The organism is Novosphingobium oxfordense (assembly GCF_044029435.1).
Taxonomy (GTDB): Bacteria; Pseudomonadota; Alphaproteobacteria; order Sphingomonadales; family Sphingomonadaceae; genus Novosphingobium.
Map to the genome: position 1 here is coordinate 745,819 of NZ_CP147005.1, position 16,952 is coordinate 762,770.

Below are 16,952 nucleotides of genomic sequence, written 5' to 3' on the forward strand. Positions count from 1 at the left end.
CGTCAGGTATATGGGCGATCAGGCGGTGCGGCGCAGGATATGCAGCCGCGCCTTGCCGACGTCGCGCGTGGACTCAACCTCGAAGCCGCGGATCGACACGCTTTCGTCGCGCCCGGTTTCGAGGGTGACCCACGTCTGCTCGCCGATCCAGCCGAGCCGGTTCAGCTTGTCTATCGCCACTGCCCCTGCGCCGGTATCGTAAGGCGGGTCTAGCAGGACGAGGTCGAGCGTGTCTTTCGCCTGCCCCAGCGACATGACCGAGCTTGCCCGCACGTCGCTCTGCGCCTGCGCCTGCAAATTGGCGATGTTGGTGCGGATCGCGCGGATCGCGGCGGGATCCTGATCGACGAACAGGCAATGCGCCGCCCCGCGTGACAGAGCCTCTAGGCCGAGAGCGCCCGATCCCGCGAAGAAATCGGCCACTTTCAGCCCTTCGAACGTGCCAAGACGACTCGCCAGCATCGAGAACAGCGTCTCGCGCGTGCGGTCCGCCGTCGGGCGCGTGGTATCGCCCTCAGGCGTCGCCAGCTTGCGGCCGCGCCACTCGCCCGCGACGATGCGCAGGCCCGTACGTGCGTTTGCCGGCTTCATGCCTTCGCGTCCGGCAGGGTACGGCGGAAGTTCTCAAGCTCACGCTCGCTGACTTCGACGACCATGCCCTTGGGCAGATCGAGCAGGCGGAACGGGCCGTAGGACGTGCGAATCAGACGGCTGACCTGAAGACCCAGATGTTCGAGAACGCGGCGAACTTCGCGATTCTTGCCTTCGGTCAGGGTCATTTCGATCCACTGGTTGCGGCCGGTGCGACGTTCCATGTTGGCGTCGATCTTGCCGTAGACCACGCCCTCGATCTCGATCCCTTCGATCAGGTCTTCAAGCTGGTCCTGCGTGATGTCTCCGAACGTGCGTGCGCGATAAGTGCGCGGTACGCCGGTGGCGGGCAGTTCCAGCTGACGCTTGAATTCGCCATCATTGGTCAGCAGCAGCAGGCCTTCGGTATTGAGGTCGAGCCGGCCGATCGGCATCACGCGGCCCGCGCCTTCGGGCAGGGCGTTGCGCAGGGCGGTATAGATGGTCGGGCGGCCTACCGGGTCGCGCTCGGCGGTGATGAGGCCAGAGGGCTTGTGGAAGATGAAAAGGCGGGTTTCTTCCGCGTCCTTCACCGGATTGCCGTCCACGGTCACGCCGCGCAGGTTAGGCAGCACGGTGGAGGGCGTTTCGATCAGATCCTCGCCCAGCCGCACGCGGCCTTCGATGATCAGGCGCTCCGCCTCGCGCCGACTGGCGACGCCAGCGCGGGCGAGCAGCTTGGCAATGCGCTCGCCTTCGCGCACGGGCATGCCGGGCGTCTTGGCCGTGGGCGCTGCGGCGCGCGGTGCGGTGCGAACGGGCCGGGCCGGGCGGGCGCGACGCTCGTCATTGCGGCGCTCATCGGAACGAGCGGCGCCAGCGTAACGGTCATTGCCGTAGCGGTCGCTGCCGTAGCGTTCATTGCCTCCGCGCTCGTCGCGCGATCGTTCGCCGTAGGGGCGAGCGCTGCGGGGACGATCACCGCCTTCGCGTTCGCCTGAGCGGCCACCGGACGATCTGCCACCGGATGGCCTTTCGCCGAACGACCTGCCGTCGTCGGCCTTGCGCGGTCCCCGGCCGTACGTGGGCCGATCGCCGCGCTGGCCTTCGTTGCGGCCAGGGGCCCGATCGTCGCGGTTGCGATCACCGCGCGGGCGGTCATCGCTGCGGTATTCGCCGGACTTGCGTTCGCCATAGGGCTTGTTGCCGAACGACTTGCTGTCGGCAGAGTTGCGTGGGCCGCGGCCGAATGCGGGGCGTTCGCCGCGGGCGGCACCGCGCGCATCGCTGCGAGCATCGTCGCGCTGGCCTTCGCGGCGACTGTCGCCCCGTGCGCCGCGCCCGCTCGGAGCGTCGCCACGGGGGGCATCGCCACGGGCGCCGCCGCGTTGGCCGCTGCTACGAGAACCGCCACGGGGGCCGTCACGGAAGGAACCATCGCGCGAGCCGCCGCCGCCACGCTTCGGGCCGCCGGATTTAAAAGGAGGTTTGGACATTCGCCCGCCCATACCTGTTGATCGTCGCTTCATCCAGCCTTCCCTTGCGCCAAGGCCACGCTAGGTTACGGCAAATTCGCATATTTGCGTGTCTGGAACTTCGGGAGCACTGCGTGGACGCCCATAGCATCGAACAGCGTCGCGGCGTCTGGGATTCGGTAAAGCCTTATTTCGAGAAGGAATCGTTGGCTTCCTTCGCGCTGGGCCTGTCTTCCGGCTTTCCCTACGCGATGATCGGCGCGACCCTGACCACGCGCCTGGCGCAGGACGGGATCGACAAGAAGACCGTCACCGCGTTCACGCTGGCCTTCCTCGTCTACAACCTGAAGGTTTTCTGGGCCTGGATCATCGACGGCGTGCGCCTGCCGGTGATCGGCCAGATGGGCCAGCGCGTGTCATGGATGATGGTCTGCGGCCTGTTCGTGATGGCGGCGGTGCTGAACCTGGCCTTCGTCGATCCCGCGGCCGATATCAGTGCAACCATCATTGCCGCCGTATTGGTGGGCGTGGCGGGTGCCAGCTTCGACATCGTGATCGACGCCTATCGCATCGAAACGCTGAAGCCTTACCAGCTGGGCACCGGATCGGGGATGAGCCAGTATGGCTGGCGCATCGGCTCTGCCGGTGCCGGCGCACTGGCGCTGGTGCTCTCCGCACGCCATGGCTGGAGCGTGGGTTATGCCGCCTGCGCCTTCTTCGCTCTGCCTGCGATGTTGACCGCAGCGCTTCTGGGGGAGCCGGAACGCCGTAAGGTCGTGGTCGAAAAGCGCGGCGTGGTCGAAGTGTGGAATTCGATCGCGGGGCCTTTTGCAGAGTTCTTCCGCCGCAACGGCGCGTTTCTGGTCCTGACCTTCATCCTTGTTCACAAGATCGGCGATACGCTGGCGAACCTGACGTTCCGCCTGCTGTTCGACGATCTGAAGTTCTCCAATGACGAAATCGCGTTGTACGACGTCGGCCTCGGCTTCTGGGCTTACCTGATCGGCGTGTTCATCGGCGGCGTGGCATTCGCGAAGATGGGCCTCAAGCGCTCGGTCATGGTCTCGCTGATCCTGATGGGCGCCTCCAACCTCAGCTTTGCGGCGCTCGCGGCCGCTGGACACAGCAACTGGGGCATGGCGGGCGCGATCGGGTTCGAGAACATCGCATCGGGCTATGGCGGCGTGGTGGTGATCGCCTATTTCTCCGCGCTCTGCGATCTTCGCTACACCGCAGCGCAGTACGCGCTGATTTCGGCGGCGGCGAGCGTGGTCGGACGACTGCTTACCGGCACTACGGCGGGCGCCCTGATCGAGGCGATGGGCTACGTGAACTTCTACCTGCTCACCACCGTCGCATCGCTGCCGGGCATCGTGCTGTTCTGGTGGATGTGCCGCACCGGACTGGTCGATCAGGCGATGGGCACGGCGGGAGAAGACGTTTCCGAGCTGGAGGCGGATCCTTCCTGACCGAAGGGATTTTCATCAGGAGTGGGGCGACGCGAAAGGAGAAAGTGGCATGCTGCGAACGATTTGCCTTGCACTCATGCCAATGCGCGGGGCGGCCTTTGCGACCGCTTGCGGGCTGATCGCTGCGGCGCCGGCTGCCGCCATGGCTGCCGAAACCCCGCGCGATATTCTCACCACCGCCGCGTTCAACACCGATGACAAGGCGCGGGCGCTGCAACTGATCGGTCAGGCCATCGCCGGGGCCGACAGGGCTCTCGCCGCCCGCCCGGGCGATCGGGAGGCTGCGCTCCAGCGGGGCGTGGCCATCGGCTATCGGGGCAAGCTCACGCATAGCCGCACGGATGTGCGCGCCTCTTTCGACGTCTTTCAGCGGCTTCTGGCGCAGAATCCCCGCGATCCCGAAGTGCAGATGGCGATCGCCGCCTGGCACCTTGGCGCGGTGGACGAACTGGGCGGCTTCCTTGCGCGCACCGCGCTGGGCGCACGCAAGGATCAGGGCATGTCGGCAATGTCGCGGGCGATCGACTTCGGCGGCAACCGGGCATTCTATCCGGGAATGGCGGCCCTGTTGCAGATCCGCAGCGACCATGGTTCCGTCGCGCAGACGCGCAAGCTGGCAGAAGCGGCGGCCGCATCGCAGGCGCCGACGCCGCTCGACGCCATCGTGAAGCGCGCGGCCATCGCCATGTTGCCCGCATTGCGCGCCAACGACGGAAAGGCGGCGGCTGCGCTGGCGTTGAAGCTACTGCCGTTCGGCAAGTTGGGCTAAGGCTCAGTCAGGCACTTCGTCGTTGCCCTTCAGCACGACGCCGGCAAGGTAGAGCGAACCCGCGATCAGCACCGGCAGGCCATCGTTCGGCAGATCGGCCAGGGCATCACCCACGCTATCCGCCGCGAGTGCAACGGAGCCGAAGCTTTCCGGGCCATGACAATCATGACCCGGCACCGGCACCGCGCGAATGCTGGCGATGCTCTGCGCCAGCGGCGCGGTGAGCGCGCGCGGATCCTTGTTCGCCAGCATGCCGATGACAAGGTGCAGGCGCTGTCCGGCGAAATGGCGGGCAATGGCAAGGCCGGCGTCGGGATTGTGACCGCCATCCAGCCAGACCTCCCGCGCACCGGCATGGCGCGTCAGCGGGCCATGGGAAAGGCGCTGGAGCCGAGCCGGCCAGCGGGCGGCGCGGATTCCTTCTGCCATGGCTTCGGGCGATACAGTCACGCGGTCCTGATGGCGCAGGATGGCCACGGCGAGTGCGGCGTTTTCGGCCTGATGCGTGCCGGGCAGGGCAGGCAGCGGCAAGGCCAGTTCGCCGTGACGGTCCGAATATTCGATCACGTCACCCACGGCCGCGTCCCAATCGCGCCCGCGCATGTGCAGCGGCGCTCCGGCGGCAAGCGCGGCGCGCTCGATTTCGAGTTCGGCGCTTTGCGGATAGGACAGCGTGACCACGGGCGCGGGGCTGCGGACGATGCCGGCCTTCTCGAAGGCGATGCGGGCGAGCGGTTCTTCCGGCGCGCCTTCTTCGGGCCGCAGCAGGAACGCCTCATGGTCGATGCCCAGCGTGACGATTCCGCATGCGGCGGGGTGTTCGAGCACGTTGGTTGCATCCAGCCGACCGCCCAGGCCGACTTCGATCACACAGGCATCGGCCGGTTCGCGCGCGAAAGCCAGGAAGATCGCAGCTGTCGTTACTTCGAAGAAGCTGGGGCCCAGATCCTCACCCGCGTCGAGCACTTCGGCGAGCAGGTCGGCCAGCATTTCGTCTGAGATCAGTTTGCCGCCAAGGCGAATACGCTCGTTATAGCGGACCAGATGCGGCTTGGTGGCGGAATGGACCTTCAGCCCCTGCGTCTCCAACATGAAGCGCAGGTAGGTGCAGGTCGATCCCTTGCCGTTGGTGCCGGCGACATGGAAGGTGGGTGGCAGACGCTTTTGCGGATTGCCCAGCCGTTCCAGCAGGGCAAGGATCGTCTCCAGTCCAAGACGTCCCTGCGGTATGGACAGCGCGGCAAGCCGGTCAAGCTGGGCCTGGACGCGTGGGTCTTCGGAAACGGCGAAGTCTTTCATGGCACCCGTCTGGAAAAGCACATCGCGGCAAGCCTTGTCGGCCGCCGCGATGCACGGATTGCGTCCTCGTCACGCGTTTCGCAATGACGAAGTTTAGGGACGAAGTTCTGGATGTCAGCGCGCGGTGTGGACCGCTTCCGCCAGCGCGGCAGTCAGTTCGCGCAGATGGGCCGGGGCGTCCGTGCCGTGCTGCTTGACCAGATCGACCAGTGCCGAGCCCACGACCACGCCGTCCGCCACCTTCGCGATGGCACTGGCCTGTTCGGGCGTGCGCACGCCAAAGCCCACCGCGACGGGGATCGAACTGGCTGCCTTCAGCTTGGCCACGGCATCCTCGATCGAGCCCTGTGCCGCCTGCTGCATGCCGGTAACGCCCGCCACCGAGACATAGTAGAGAAAGCCCGAGGAGCCTTCGAGCACGGCGGGAAGGCGCGCGGCGTCGGTCGTCGGCGTGGCAAGGCGGATCAGCGAAACGCTCTTTTCGCGCAGGGCCGGGCCGAGTTCGGCGTCTTCCTCTGGCGGGATGTCCACGCAGATCACGCCGTCCACGCCGGCCTTCGCGCATTCGTCCGCGAACCAGTCCGCACCGCGCGCGATCATCGGGTTGGCGTAGCCCATCAGCACCAGCGGCACTTGCGCGTGGCGGGCGCGGAACTCGCCGGCGATGCGGAACACGTCGGCGGTCTTGGTACCGGCGTCGAGGCTGCGGATGTTCGCTTCCTGGATCGCCGGGCCGTCGGCCATGGGATCGGTGAACGGCATGCCGAGTTCGATCACGTCGGCACCGCCCGCGACCAGCGCGTCGAGATTGGCGGCCGTATCGCCGTCACCCCCGGTGATGAAGCAGACGAGCGCGGGGCCTTTGGAAAAGGCAGTGTTGAAGCGGGTCATAGATTAAAGCTCCACACCCAGCGCTTCGGCGACGGTGAAGATGTCCTTGTCGCCGCGGCCCGAAACGTTGACGACAAGCAGCTTGTCCTCATCCATCTCCGCCGTCAGCTGCGGCAGGGCAGCCAGCGCGTGCGAGCTTTCGAGGGCGGGGATGATGCCCTCCAACTCGCAGCAGAGCTGGAACGCGTCGAGCGCCTGCGTATCGGTGATCGGCACGTAGTTCACGCGGCCGCTCTCATGCAGCCACGAGTGTTCCGGCCCAAGCCCCGGATAGTCGAGACCGGCCGAGATCGAGTGCGCCTCGGTGATCTGACCGTCTTCGTCCTGAAGCAGATAGGTCTTGTTACCGTGCAGGATGCCGGGCTTGCCGCCGGTGAGCGACGCGGCGTGCTTGTCGGTGTCGATGCCGTGGCCCGCTGCCTCAATACCGGTCATCTGGACGTCGGGATCGTCGAGGAAGGGGTGGAACAGGCCGATCGCGTTCGATCCGCCGCCCACGGCCGCCACCAGCATGTCGGGCAGGCGGCCTTCCTTCTCCAGCATCTGTTCGCGCGTTTCCTTGCCGATGATCGACTGGAAGTCGCGCACCAGCTCAGGGTAAGGATGCGGGCCGGCGGCGGTGCCGATGATGTAGAAGGTGTCGTGAACGTTCGCGACCCAGTAGCGCAGCGCGTCGTTCATCGAGTCCTTGAGAGACTGCGACCCGCTTTCGCAGGAGACGACTTCGGCGCCCAGCAGCTTCATGCGGAACACGTTGGGCTTCTGCCGTTCGATATCCTTGGCGCCCATGAAGATCTTGCAGGGCAGGCCGAAGCGTGCGGCGACGGTCGCGGTGGCGACGCCGTGCTGGCCGGCGCCGGTTTCGGCGATGATCTTCTTCTTGCCCATGCGGATGGCCAGCAGGATCTGGCCGATGCAGTTGTTGATCTTGTGCGCGCCGGTGTGGTTCAGCTCTTCGCGCTTGAAGTAGATCTTCGGACCCTTGCCGGCAGGCGCTTGCGCCCGGAAATAGTCCGTCATGCGCGGCGCATAATAGAGCGGGCTGGGACGGCCGACGAAGTCCTTCATCAGCGCATCGAATTCCGCCCAGAACGCGGGGTCCTGCTGCGCCTTGCGGTATTCCTTTTCCAGATCGAGGATCAGCGGCATCAGCGTTTCGGCGACGTAGCGACCGCCGAACTGGCCGAAGTGGCCGGTCTCGTCGGGCATGGCGCGAAAGCTGTTCACAGGCGCGTGCGTGGTCATGACCGGGCGATTGGCAGAGCGGGGCGGCCAAGTCCAGCGCCTTCGCCGATAAACGTTTGCATGGGGATGGACCGTTCGTTTTCAATTGCAAAGCATGCAATTACGCAAACGATATTGGCAATATAGTGTCTGTAAGTGGCAGTTTCATGACGTTTTGGGGTAATAATGAATTATTTCGTTCATCTGAGCGAAAGGAAAGGAGGCGCAGCGGGCGGCTCCCCGGTGAGGGCCGGGGAAAATACTGGAGAAAAAACATGCGTATCGCACTCGTTTCGCTCGCCGCAGTCGCTGCGGCCGCCGCCACCCCCGCTCTGGCCAATGAAGCGCGCGTCGAAGCCCGCACCGGCATCATCTGGGACGGCAGCGACAGCGAAGCAGTCGCAGGCGTCGCCGTCGGTTACGACTACGACCTGGGCAGCAAGTTCTTCGCGGGCGTTGAAGGTTCGGCAGACAAGATCCTGACCAGCGACACCCGCGTTTCGTGGGGCGCCGGTGGCCGCGTTGGCTACAAGGTTACCCCGACCACCAAGCTCTATGCCAACTCGACCTGGCAGTCGAAGTTCAGCAAGTACGGCAACAGCGCCGTTGCTGTTGGCGGTGGCGTTGAGCAGGGCCTCAACGACCGCTTCTACGCCAAGGCTGAGTACAAGCACCTTCTCGTTGGCGACAACACCCCCGACGCAGACGTCGGCCTGGTTGGCGTTGGCGTGAAGTTCTGATTTGGCTGCTTCCGGCCCGAATTCGCCACCGAGGCGTCGGGCCGGGGGCAACTGAGCGGAATCGCTCCTTTGCGAGCGTAAGCCAGGGAAGGGCGGCCCATGAGGGGGCCGCCCTTTCTCGTTTGCGCGATGTGCCAGAGGTGCGGGTTAAACGCTGCGGACGGCGCGCGTGAAAGCGTCGATCCGGTCCAGGTCCTTCACGCCCGGCGCGCTTTCCACGCCGGAGGACGTGTCCACCAGCGGCGTTCCGGTCAGCCGCACGGCTTCGGCCACGTTGTCCGGCGTAAGGCCGCCGGCAAGCCCCCAGGCGACCGGGCCTTTCCAGTTGGCGACCAGGCTCCAGTCGAAGCTCAGGCCCATGCCACCCGGCAGCGTGCCCTTGGGTGTCTTGGCATCGAACAGCACCAGATCGACGGCACCGGCATAGGCAGTCGCTTTCGCGGCATCCTCTGCCGTCGCGACCGAAAGCGCCTTCCACACTGCCACACCGTAGCGCGAGCGCAGTTGGGCAGCGCGTTCGGGGCTCTCGCTTCCATGAAGCTGGAATGCGTCCAGACGGGCGCTCGTCATGGCTTCGGCAATCGTGGCGTCATCGGCATCGACGAAGAGGCCGACGCGGCCGATGCGGCCCTCGGCGCGCGCGGCCAGCAGTGCAGCCTCGGCCGGAGTGACATTGCGCGGGCTCTTGGAAAAGAACACGAAGCCCGCATGATCGGCGCGCGCGCGAATGGCGGCTTCCAACGCGTCTTGCGTGCTTATCCCGCAGATCTTGATCGCCGCTGTTGGCATGTCGTTTTTCTGGCCTAGATTGCGGCCCCAGTACTTTAGGGGACGCATGATGAACGGACTGGCCCGCTATCTAATGCCATTTGCCGCTGCTGCAATGCTGGCAGGCTGCGGCATGAAGGAGTCCTTCGCGGACGCCGGGCTGGAAGTGGCGAAGTTCCATCGCGCGCTCGATGCCGGCCGCACGCAGGAAATCTGGAACGACGCCGATCCCCAGTTGCGCAGCGCGACCCAGCAGGCACAGTTCGCGAAGCTGATCGATGCGGTTCATCGCAAGCTGGGCAAAGTGCGATCGAGCAAGCAGGTGGGATGGAACGCCAATGCCACCACTGGAGGCACTTTCGTCACGCTGACGATGGAGACCGTGTTCGAGCACGGCTCGGGCGTGGAACAGTTCGTCTATCGCAAGGGCGACGGCGGGCGCATGGCGCTGGTCGGCTACAACATCCAGTCGCAGGACATGATGCTGGATTGAGCGCGGGCTCGGTAACTTCGCGCAATCACGCGAAGGGGCATAGCAATTGCACCTTCGCGTGATTCGATTTTTCGTTCTTACTGAGCCAGTTCGAACTGGACGGTAACGTTCACCGACATCTGAAGCTCACCGGCGGCGACTGGCGGGGCAGCGGCGGCCATGTCCATCGATGCCTTGCGTGCATACATCACCGGCATCGGCGAGAACCCGCCGCTCTCGCTGATCGAGACGATGCGCACCACGCGCAGGCCGGCGGCGCGGGCGTAGAGGTCCGCGCGGGCGCGGGCGGTCTTGATGGCGTCGACGCGGGCCTCGTCCTGCGCGGCGGCGGGTTCGGACAGGGTGAAGTCCGGGCCATTGACCTGGTTGGCGCCGGCGGTCACCAGCGCGTCGATCACCTTGCCGGTGTCGGCCAGCTTGCGCTGGCGCACGTTGACGGTGTTGGTGGCCTGGTAGCCGACGATCTCACGCGGCTCGCCGGAGAAGCTGCCGTCGGGCTGGCGCTTCGGCTCGGCATAGACGGGATTGAGGCTGAGGTTGGTGGTCTGGATGTCCTTGTCCGCCACGCCGGCCTTCTTCAGCGCGGCGATCACGCGGGCCATCGCCTGCGAATTGGCGCCCATCGCCTCGCTGGCGGTCTTGCCCTGCGTGGTGACGCCGGCCGAATAGCTGGCCATGTCCGGCGTGCGGGTGGTCGAGCCTTCGGCGCTGACCGTCAGCAGCGTGTGCCCGGCTTCGATCGCGGGGGTGGTTTGCTGCGCCATCGCGGCGGGGGCGGAAGCCAGAGCCAGCGCGGTGAACGCGGCAGCAGCGAGCAGTCGGGGGGATTTCATATAGTCGCACTCTCCATTCATCGCCATCGGGCCATCAGGACCGGAACAACGGTCTGCTTCCCCGGAGGTTGCCCGGCGCTGAACCGTGCATTTCCGGGGGATGAACGGAGAGACGGAGCCGCGGCGCGTCAGCCTTGGCTCCGGACGCGTCTTTGCGTCAGAGCGTTGCCTCGATCGCGCGGGCGGCGGCCAGCGGGTCTTCGGCTCGGCTGATCGGGCGGCCGATCACCAGCACGCTGGCACCGTCGTCGCGCGCCTGGCGCGGGGTGACGATGCGCTTCTGATCGCCATTGGCTCCGCCTCCATTTCGACCATCGTCTGGGCGCAGGCCGGGGACGACGAAGTAGCCGTCCTTCCACTGGTTATGGATCGCGCCGACTTCGTGGCCGGAGCAGACGATGCCGTCGAGCCCGGCGGAGTGCGCCAGTTCGGCAAGGCGCATGGCCTGTGCATGGGGCTCGTCGTGGACGCCGATGGCGGCAAGGTCGTCACCGTCGAGGCTGGTGAGCACGGTAACCGCCACGACCTTGGTATTCTCACCCGCGGCAGCCTTGGCGTCTTCCATCATGGCGCGGCCACCGGCGGCGTGGATGGTGACGATGGACGGCTGCAGCACGTGGATCGCCTGCATGGCGCCGGCCACGGTGTTCGGAATGTCGTGCAGCTTAAGGTCGAGGAAGATCGGCAGGCCCAGCTTGTGCAGCTCATGCACGCCGTGGTGGCCGTGCGCGCAGAAGAATTCCAGCCCCAGCTTGATCCCGCCGATATGCCCGGCGACCTTGCGGGCCAGCGCCTCTGCGGCGTCAAGGCGGGGCAGGTCGAGAGCGAGATAGACGGGATTGTTGTTCATGGGATCAGACTTCCGGGGTGGGATCTAGAGTAACAGGGGTGGGGGCGTGGGTGGCTTCGGGTGCCGTCATCGACGGCATCGAACTGGCGCGCAGCGAATTTTCCAGCGTGGCGATGCGGCGGTTCAGCCGCCAGCGCACCGCGCGCAGGTAGAGCAGCACCGGCAGCATGCCCAAGCCGAAGAACAGCAGGGCGACGACGCCGATCGGCCATTCGAAATGAATGTAATTGCCATTGTCCAACGGCCAGAAGTTCACCGGCACCTTGGCCCAGTTCATGGCGATGAAGGCGACAAGGATCGCAGTGATCGCGATCCACAGCACGGTGCGGATGATATTCATGCTTCCTCCGGCAATTCCTGCAGGTGGCTCTGCAAGTTGGTCCCGCCAATCGCGCAATGCTAAGCGCGATTGGCGGCCATGGGAAGTGTCGGCGGCCGGCTTAGTTACCGAAAACGCGCGCGAAGATCGTATCGACCTGCTTGAAGTGGTAATCGAGGTTGAACTTCTCCTCGATCACTTCGACGGGCAGCGCCGCCGTGACTTCGGGATCGGCCTTGAGAAGTTCCAGCAGCGAAAGCTGACCGTCCGATTCCCACACCTTCATCGCATTGCGCTGCACCAGACGGTACGACTGGTCGCGCGTCAGGCCGGCCTGCGTCAGCGCCAGCAGCACGCGCTGCGAGTGGACGAGGCCGCCCATGCGGTCGAGGTTCTTCTGCATGCGCTCAGGGTAGACGAGCAGCTTGTCGACCACGCTGGTGAGGCGGGCGAGCGCGAAGTCGAGCGTGATCGTGGCGTCCGGGCCGATGAAGCGTTCGACCGAGGAGTGCGAGATGTCACGCTCATGCCAGAGCGCCACGTTCTCCATCGCCGGGGTCACCGACGAGCGGACGACGCGGGCCAGGCCGGTCAGGTTCTCGGTCAGCACCGGGTTGCGCTTGTGCGGCATCGCCGACGAGCCCTTCTGGCCGGGGGCGAAGTATTCTTCCGCCTCAAGCACTTCGGTGCGCTGCAGGTGGCGCACTTCGATGGCCAGACGCTCGATCGAGCTGGCGATCACGCCCAGCACCGCGAAGAACATCGCGTGACGATCGCGCGGGATCACCTGGGTCGAGACCGGCTCGATTTCCAGGCCCATCTTGTCCGCGACGTACTGCTCAACGGCGGGATCGACGTTGGCGAAAGTGCCGACGGCGCCGGAGATCGCGCAGGTCGCGACTTCCTCACGCGCGGCGATCAGGCGCTTCTTGCAGCGCGAGAATTCGGCATAGGCTTCGGCCATCTTCAGGCCGAAGGTTACCGGCTCGGCATGGATGCCGTGGCTGCGGCCGATGGTGGGGGTGTACTTGTGCTCTTCGGCGCGGCGCTTGATCGCGGCGAGCAGGGCATCAAGGTCTTCCAGCAGGATGTCGGCAGCCTTCACCAGTTGGACGTTCAGCGTGGTGTCCAGCACGTCGGAGCTGGTCATGCCCTGGTGCATGAAACGCGCTTCGGGGCCGACCTGCTGGGCAACCCAGTCGAGGAAGGCGATCACGTCGTGCTTGGTGACGGCCTCGATCGCGTCGATCGCGGCGACGTCGATCGTCGGGCTCTTGGCCCACCAGTCCCAGAGGGCCTGGCCGGCGCTGGCGGGCACGGTGCCCATCTCGCCCATCTTCACGGCGGCGTGGGCCTCGATCTCGAACCAGATGCGGTAACGGGCTTCGGGCTCCCAGATCGCGGTCATCGCGGGGCGGGCGTAGCGGGGGACCATGTTCGACTCCTATGGCTGACGCGGGTGCCGCTAGGCGGGCAGGGCTTCAATGGCAAGGGGGATGAACGGGAGCGAGGGGGTATGGCTCCTTCGAAATGCTGCATCCCGGCGCAAGGTGACACCTAAGGTGACAGTCAGGTTGACACAGTTGACACGGTCCTGAAACGAAAACCGCATCGCTCCTTTCGGGCCGCCGAAAGGGTCCAAAAAAGTCGAAAAACGGCCACCGTTTCGAAAAGTCGTCATTTCGAAGATATGACAGGCGCGGGCGGGTTAGGAAAACGCGGCCGCCGATCGCGGCCGGCCATCCGTCCGCATGCCGGCAAGCGGGTGAGTGCCGCTTTCCAGCGCAATTCGTAGGTCACCATGAAGCCGTCATGGTCGGAAAGCATCGGGCTGCCCGGGCTGCCATCGAACATCGCTTCCACTTTTACCGGGCGGACCCGCACGTCTTCGCCGGTCCAGAGGAATTGCAGGTCCTGCGTGTCCATCCAGGGCTCGTCCCCGTCCCACGACATTTTCACGTCACAGCCGGAGGCCGGGTTCATGCAGATCCGATGCACCAGATCGAGCGCCTGATACTTCGTGAAGTTCTCCCAGCGCGGCTCCGACCGGCGCATGTTGAAATCGCCGCCGAAGATCAGCGGGTTTTCGTCATCATGCGTCTCGTCGATGAAGCGCGATGCTTCCTGCGCCTGCCGGTCGTGCGCGGAAAGGTTGCGCGGCGCCGGCGCGCCTGACGCGCCGCGCGAATTCATGTGCGTGTCGTAGACGTCGATCAGCGATGGCACGCCGGGAATGTCGATCCGGGCCAGCGCGATGCCCTTGTTCGAAAGGCAGTCGAACCCTGCGCAGGACCTGCGGCCATAGGCGCGCCGGCTATAGTCGAGGATCGAATAGCGGGAGGCGATGGCGAGGCCGCTGCCGAAGACATGGATGCCGATCTCTCCCCGCGTCAGGCTGGAATGGCCGGGCAGATAGTCGCGCGTGGCGCCCTTGGCGCGCGTGGTGCGGTGCGGGCCGGAGTAGATCGCCGGATAGCCGGTGCTTTTCACCGCGCGCTTCGCCGCGTCGCTGAACATTTCCTGGAACAGCACGATGTCCGGCCCGGTACCGTCGGCGCGCATGGCGGCAAGGCGCTCCCCGATCTGCTCCAGATAGCGCGCCCGGCCGCTGCGCGCCGGCCAGCCGAGGCCCTCTATGTTGTAGGTGAGCACTTTCAGCCGCGTCGTCGCAATGGCGCCATTGGCGGAGAATGTAATGGCCGGCGGTACGGTCTGGGCGCAAGTCACCTGGGCGCGTGGCGGAGGAAGCGTGGAGCAACCGGCAATCAGCAGCGCGGCGAGGCCGACGGAAGAGCGAGCCAGAATTCGATGAGGCTTGGGTAGACCGTGCATGCCGGCGGGGCGGGTTCCTGCTCTGGGGGAAGTATCACCTTATGCGCGGGGCGTTATGTTTGCCAAGAGGGCGTGCTGAGTTGCGGCGTTGCATTGGCCAACCGCGCTGCGACTAAGGCAGCAAGCTGCCAAGTCTCGCTCCCCGTCCCGCCTGCGGGAGAGGGAATGGCTAAAGTTTCGGGCGAGGCGGAACCATGCCCTCCCGCAAGCGGGAGGGTCGAGAGACTTGGGCTTGCCGGTCAACCCCTTATCCCCGCGCAGGCGGGGATCCCGCTTGTTCTTGAGGCCTTGCGCTGCGCTACAATAATCCGCGCGGCAATTCTTATCGGCGCGACTTAGCCGACGCGCTTGGTGCCGGTCGGATCACGCGGGTCGTAGCGCGCATTGGTGAGATAGACTTTGCCGTGTCCCAATGAGCAGGCGAGGGCGAACTCACGATCGGTTTGATCCTGGGTTCGCAGAATTTCGTGGCCGGTTGCGATCAGCGTGTCTTTGCCATTGATGTTCAGGGTTATCAGCATGACGTCGAAGCCGGCAGTTTTGCTTGCCGTCAGGAAGGCCGCAATATCGCTATCCGGCGCGTCCTGCGTCACAAATTGATAGACGCCCGCCATGCCCGCCTCACCAAAATTCGCAACGACGGGGCCGCGTTTTAGGGGGCAGGCTGGCGGTAGCGTGGCCAGCCCATGGCCGGTCTCCGGCTGCCATCGGGCGCAACCGGAAATTCCGGCGAGAAGCAGCATGGAAGCAAAAATTCTTGTCGCGCTGGCGGGGCGGTGGCTCATCGTTCTTGCATATTTGCCAAATACTAAGGATCGCTTTCTCACAAAATCGGAGTTTCGGGCTTTGATTGTGGAAGCGGTAATGGATGCAGTCAGGGCAATGCGGCTTCCGGCCATTCGAAAGCGATGGTGACTTCGCCGGTCACGCTGCCATCGGGCGCGAAGCTGCGCTCCACGATCCGGCCGTGCCCGGTGCGGGAAAGCGCGAGCACGGTGCTGCACCGCGTGCCGTAGACGAAGTCGCGTATGAACACCGGGGCGAAGCGCGGCTCCGGCCCGTCTTCCGCGCGGGCGGTTCGGCGTTCAGGCCTTTCCACGCGCAGGGCATCCAGCAGCGGCGACAGATCGGCCTCGCCGGCGTTCAGCCAGTCGGCCACGGCGCGCTCCACCGCGCGGGTCTTCGGCCACGGCAAGTCGAAGCCGCCGTTGGAAAGGCCGTGGATCCCCGGTGTCAGCACGCGCAATTCGGTTCCCGGGTAATTGGTGAGAAAGCGCGCCTTGCCGCCCGCAACCTCTACGAGGTTGAACGGGTTCATCGTCTCGACCGGTTCCGGTGCGCGGCCCTGCAGCAGGTCGGTAACGAGCACCCCGCGTGAGGGGCAGCCGGGCTGGGCGCCTTCGGGAACGCGGTAATTGGTGACGAGAACGAAGCGGCCCGCCTCGGTCAGGCCCAGCCAGGTGCCGTGGCCGACAAGGTCGCGCCCGGCGATCACGCCGGAGCCGTCCTGCCAGTGCGCCAGCGGAGCGGAGGCGCGGGCGTGGTACTCGTCGCGATTGCCGGCGACGACCAGCGGCCAGTCGGGATGGGCGCGCCAGGCGACGGCGGCGACGCACATTATATCAGGCCTTTCGCGTGCATGCTGACATGGCCCTCACGCCCGATCACCACATGATCGTGAACCGTGACGCCAAGGATGCGCCCGGCCGCGGCGATGCGATGCGTCATCTCGATATCCGCGCGGCTGGGCTCTGGCGAGCCGGAGGGGTGGTTGTGGACCAGGATCAGCCCGGTGGCGCCAAGGTCCAGCGCGCGGCGGATCACTTCGCGCGGGTGGATCGCCGCTTCGTCGATGGAGCCTTCGCCCACCATCTCGTCCAGTAGCAGCATGTTCTTGGAATTGAGGTAGAGCACGCGCACGCGTTCGCGTGTCAGGTGCGCCATGTCTATGGTCAGGTAGTCTACCAGTACCTGCCACGAACCGATCACCGGCTTCTCACGCACGCGCTGGCGGGCAAGGCGAGTGGCGGCGACGGTGACGATCCGCAGAGCGGCCGCAGTCGCCTCGCCCATTCCGGGGTGGGCGGCCAATGTGCGCGGATCGGTTTGCAGCACTGCCGCCAGCGATCCGAATCGCTGGATCAGGCTGCGGGCGAGCGGTTTCATGTCGCGCCGGGGAACGGCCTGCATCAGCAGGAGTTCGATCACTTCATGATCTGCCAGAGCTTCCGCCCCGCCTTCGATCAGCCGTTTGCGCAGCCGTCCGCGATGCCCGCTGGGATCGTTGCCCGTTTCCCGGCGCGCCGGGCCATCGTCCGGCGTGGAGATTCCGGCGTCACATGCGGCCGGTTCATCGAAGAGACTGTCCTGATCGGGCATAAGCGTCACGGACAATTGCCTTTCCCGGCGTGGGCGCGCAA

The 16,952-nt window shown here is 65.5% G+C and carries 18 protein-coding genes; 4 read left to right on the forward strand and 14 right to left on the reverse strand.

Annotated elements, in window-relative coordinates; translation table 11 throughout:
* Positions 1–18: 18 nt before the first annotated feature.
* Together rsmD and WBP07_RS03335 are read right to left on the reverse strand one after the other, a co-directional pair.
* Positions 19–591 (reverse strand): 16S rRNA (guanine(966)-N(2))-methyltransferase RsmD, encoded by a 573-nt coding sequence (rsmD, locus tag WBP07_RS03330; RefSeq protein ID WP_395394269.1) that lies wholly within the window; start codon positions 589–591, stop codon positions 19–21.
* Complete coding sequence (locus WBP07_RS03335) at positions 588–2,066, reverse strand: pseudouridine synthase (protein WP_395394270.1); 1,479 nt, start codon at positions 2,064–2,066, stop codon at positions 588–590. Before WBP07_RS03335 ends, rsmD begins: the two co-directional genes overlap by 4 nt.
* Before the next feature lie 113 nt (positions 2,067–2,179).
* Here WBP07_RS03335 and WBP07_RS03340 point away from each other — a divergent pair, with 113 nt between their 5' ends.
* Complete coding sequence (locus WBP07_RS03340) at positions 2,180–3,514, forward strand: MFS transporter (RefSeq protein WP_395394271.1); 1,335 nt, start codon at positions 2,180–2,182, stop codon at positions 3,512–3,514.
* 82 nt (positions 3,515–3,596) lie between these two features.
* Entirely contained in the window at positions 3,597–4,283 is a 687-nt protein-coding gene (locus WBP07_RS03345; RefSeq protein WP_395395711.1) for a hypothetical protein, read from the forward strand.
* A gap of 3 nt (positions 4,284–4,286) precedes the next feature.
* Here the strand turns inward: WBP07_RS03345 and WBP07_RS03350 are convergent, their stop codons facing one another.
* From WBP07_RS03350 to trpB, 3 genes are all read right to left on the reverse strand, one after another.
* Positions 4,287–5,582 (reverse strand): bifunctional folylpolyglutamate synthase/dihydrofolate synthase, encoded by a 1,296-nt coding sequence (locus tag WBP07_RS03350; protein ID WP_395394272.1) that lies wholly within the window; start codon positions 5,580–5,582, stop codon positions 4,287–4,289.
* 114 nt (positions 5,583–5,696) lie between these two features.
* The gene (gene trpA / locus WBP07_RS03355) at positions 5,697–6,473 is read right to left on the reverse strand and encodes a tryptophan synthase subunit alpha (RefSeq protein ID WP_395394274.1); all 777 of its coding nucleotides are present in this window, start codon (positions 6,471–6,473) and stop codon (positions 5,697–5,699) included.
* Positions 6,474–6,476: 3 nt separating this feature from the next.
* Complete coding sequence (gene trpB, locus WBP07_RS03360) at positions 6,477–7,718, reverse strand: tryptophan synthase subunit beta (RefSeq protein WP_395394275.1); 1,242 nt, start codon at positions 7,716–7,718, stop codon at positions 6,477–6,479.
* A 254-nt stretch (positions 7,719–7,972) separates the two neighbouring features.
* Between trpB and WBP07_RS03365 the strand changes: the two genes are divergently transcribed.
* Entirely contained in the window at positions 7,973–8,437 is a 465-nt protein-coding gene (locus tag WBP07_RS03365; RefSeq protein ID WP_395394276.1) for an outer membrane protein, read from the forward strand.
* A gap of 147 nt (positions 8,438–8,584) precedes the next feature.
* Here WBP07_RS03365 and WBP07_RS03370 read toward each other — a convergent pair whose 3' ends face one another.
* Positions 8,585–9,226: a phosphoribosylanthranilate isomerase gene (locus tag WBP07_RS03370; RefSeq protein ID WP_395394277.1), complete on the reverse strand. Its 642-nt coding sequence runs from the start codon at positions 9,224–9,226 to the stop codon at positions 8,585–8,587.
* Positions 9,227–9,272: 46 nt separating this feature from the next.
* On the opposite strand from WBP07_RS03370, the gene WBP07_RS03375 reads away from it, so the two are divergent.
* Entirely contained in the window at positions 9,273–9,698 is a 426-nt protein-coding gene (locus tag WBP07_RS03375; RefSeq protein WP_395394278.1) for a DUF4019 domain-containing protein, read from the forward strand.
* A gap of 77 nt (positions 9,699–9,775) precedes the next feature.
* Here WBP07_RS03375 and WBP07_RS03380 read toward each other — a convergent pair whose 3' ends face one another.
* From WBP07_RS03380 to radC, 8 genes are all read right to left on the reverse strand, one after another.
* The gene (locus WBP07_RS03380) at positions 9,776–10,531 is read right to left on the reverse strand and encodes an SIMPL domain-containing protein (RefSeq protein ID WP_395394280.1); all 756 of its coding nucleotides are present in this window, start codon (positions 10,529–10,531) and stop codon (positions 9,776–9,778) included.
* A gap of 157 nt (positions 10,532–10,688) precedes the next feature.
* Positions 10,689–11,381 (reverse strand): orotidine-5'-phosphate decarboxylase, encoded by a 693-nt coding sequence (gene pyrF / locus WBP07_RS03385; protein ID WP_395394281.1) that lies wholly within the window; start codon positions 11,379–11,381, stop codon positions 10,689–10,691.
* A 4-nt stretch (positions 11,382–11,385) separates the two neighbouring features.
* Positions 11,386–11,721: a LapA family protein gene (locus WBP07_RS03390; RefSeq protein WP_395394282.1), complete on the reverse strand. Its 336-nt coding sequence runs from the start codon at positions 11,719–11,721 to the stop codon at positions 11,386–11,388.
* Positions 11,722–11,821: 100 nt separating this feature from the next.
* Positions 11,822–13,135, reverse strand: a complete 1,314-nt coding sequence (gene purB / locus WBP07_RS03395) for an adenylosuccinate lyase (RefSeq protein WP_395394283.1) — start codon at positions 13,133–13,135, stop codon at positions 11,822–11,824.
* A gap of 242 nt (positions 13,136–13,377) precedes the next feature.
* Entirely contained in the window at positions 13,378–14,532 is a 1,155-nt protein-coding gene (locus WBP07_RS03400; protein ID WP_395394284.1) for an endonuclease/exonuclease/phosphatase family protein, read from the reverse strand.
* A gap of 335 nt (positions 14,533–14,867) precedes the next feature.
* Positions 14,868–15,317 carry a hypothetical protein gene (locus tag WBP07_RS03405; protein WP_395394285.1) on the reverse strand — a complete coding sequence of 150 codons (450 nt, stop codon included), beginning with the start codon at positions 15,315–15,317 and terminating at the stop codon, positions 14,868–14,870.
* Between the two features lie 89 nt (positions 15,318–15,406).
* Entirely contained in the window at positions 15,407–16,150 is a 744-nt protein-coding gene (locus tag WBP07_RS03410) for an NRDE family protein (RefSeq protein WP_395394287.1), read from the reverse strand.
* Positions 16,150–16,911 carry a DNA repair protein RadC gene (gene radC / locus WBP07_RS03415; RefSeq protein WP_395395712.1) on the reverse strand — a complete coding sequence of 254 codons (762 nt, stop codon included), beginning with the start codon at positions 16,909–16,911 and terminating at the stop codon, positions 16,150–16,152. Before radC ends, WBP07_RS03410 begins: the two co-directional genes overlap by 1 nt.
* Between the last annotated feature and the right edge of the window lie 41 nt (positions 16,912–16,952).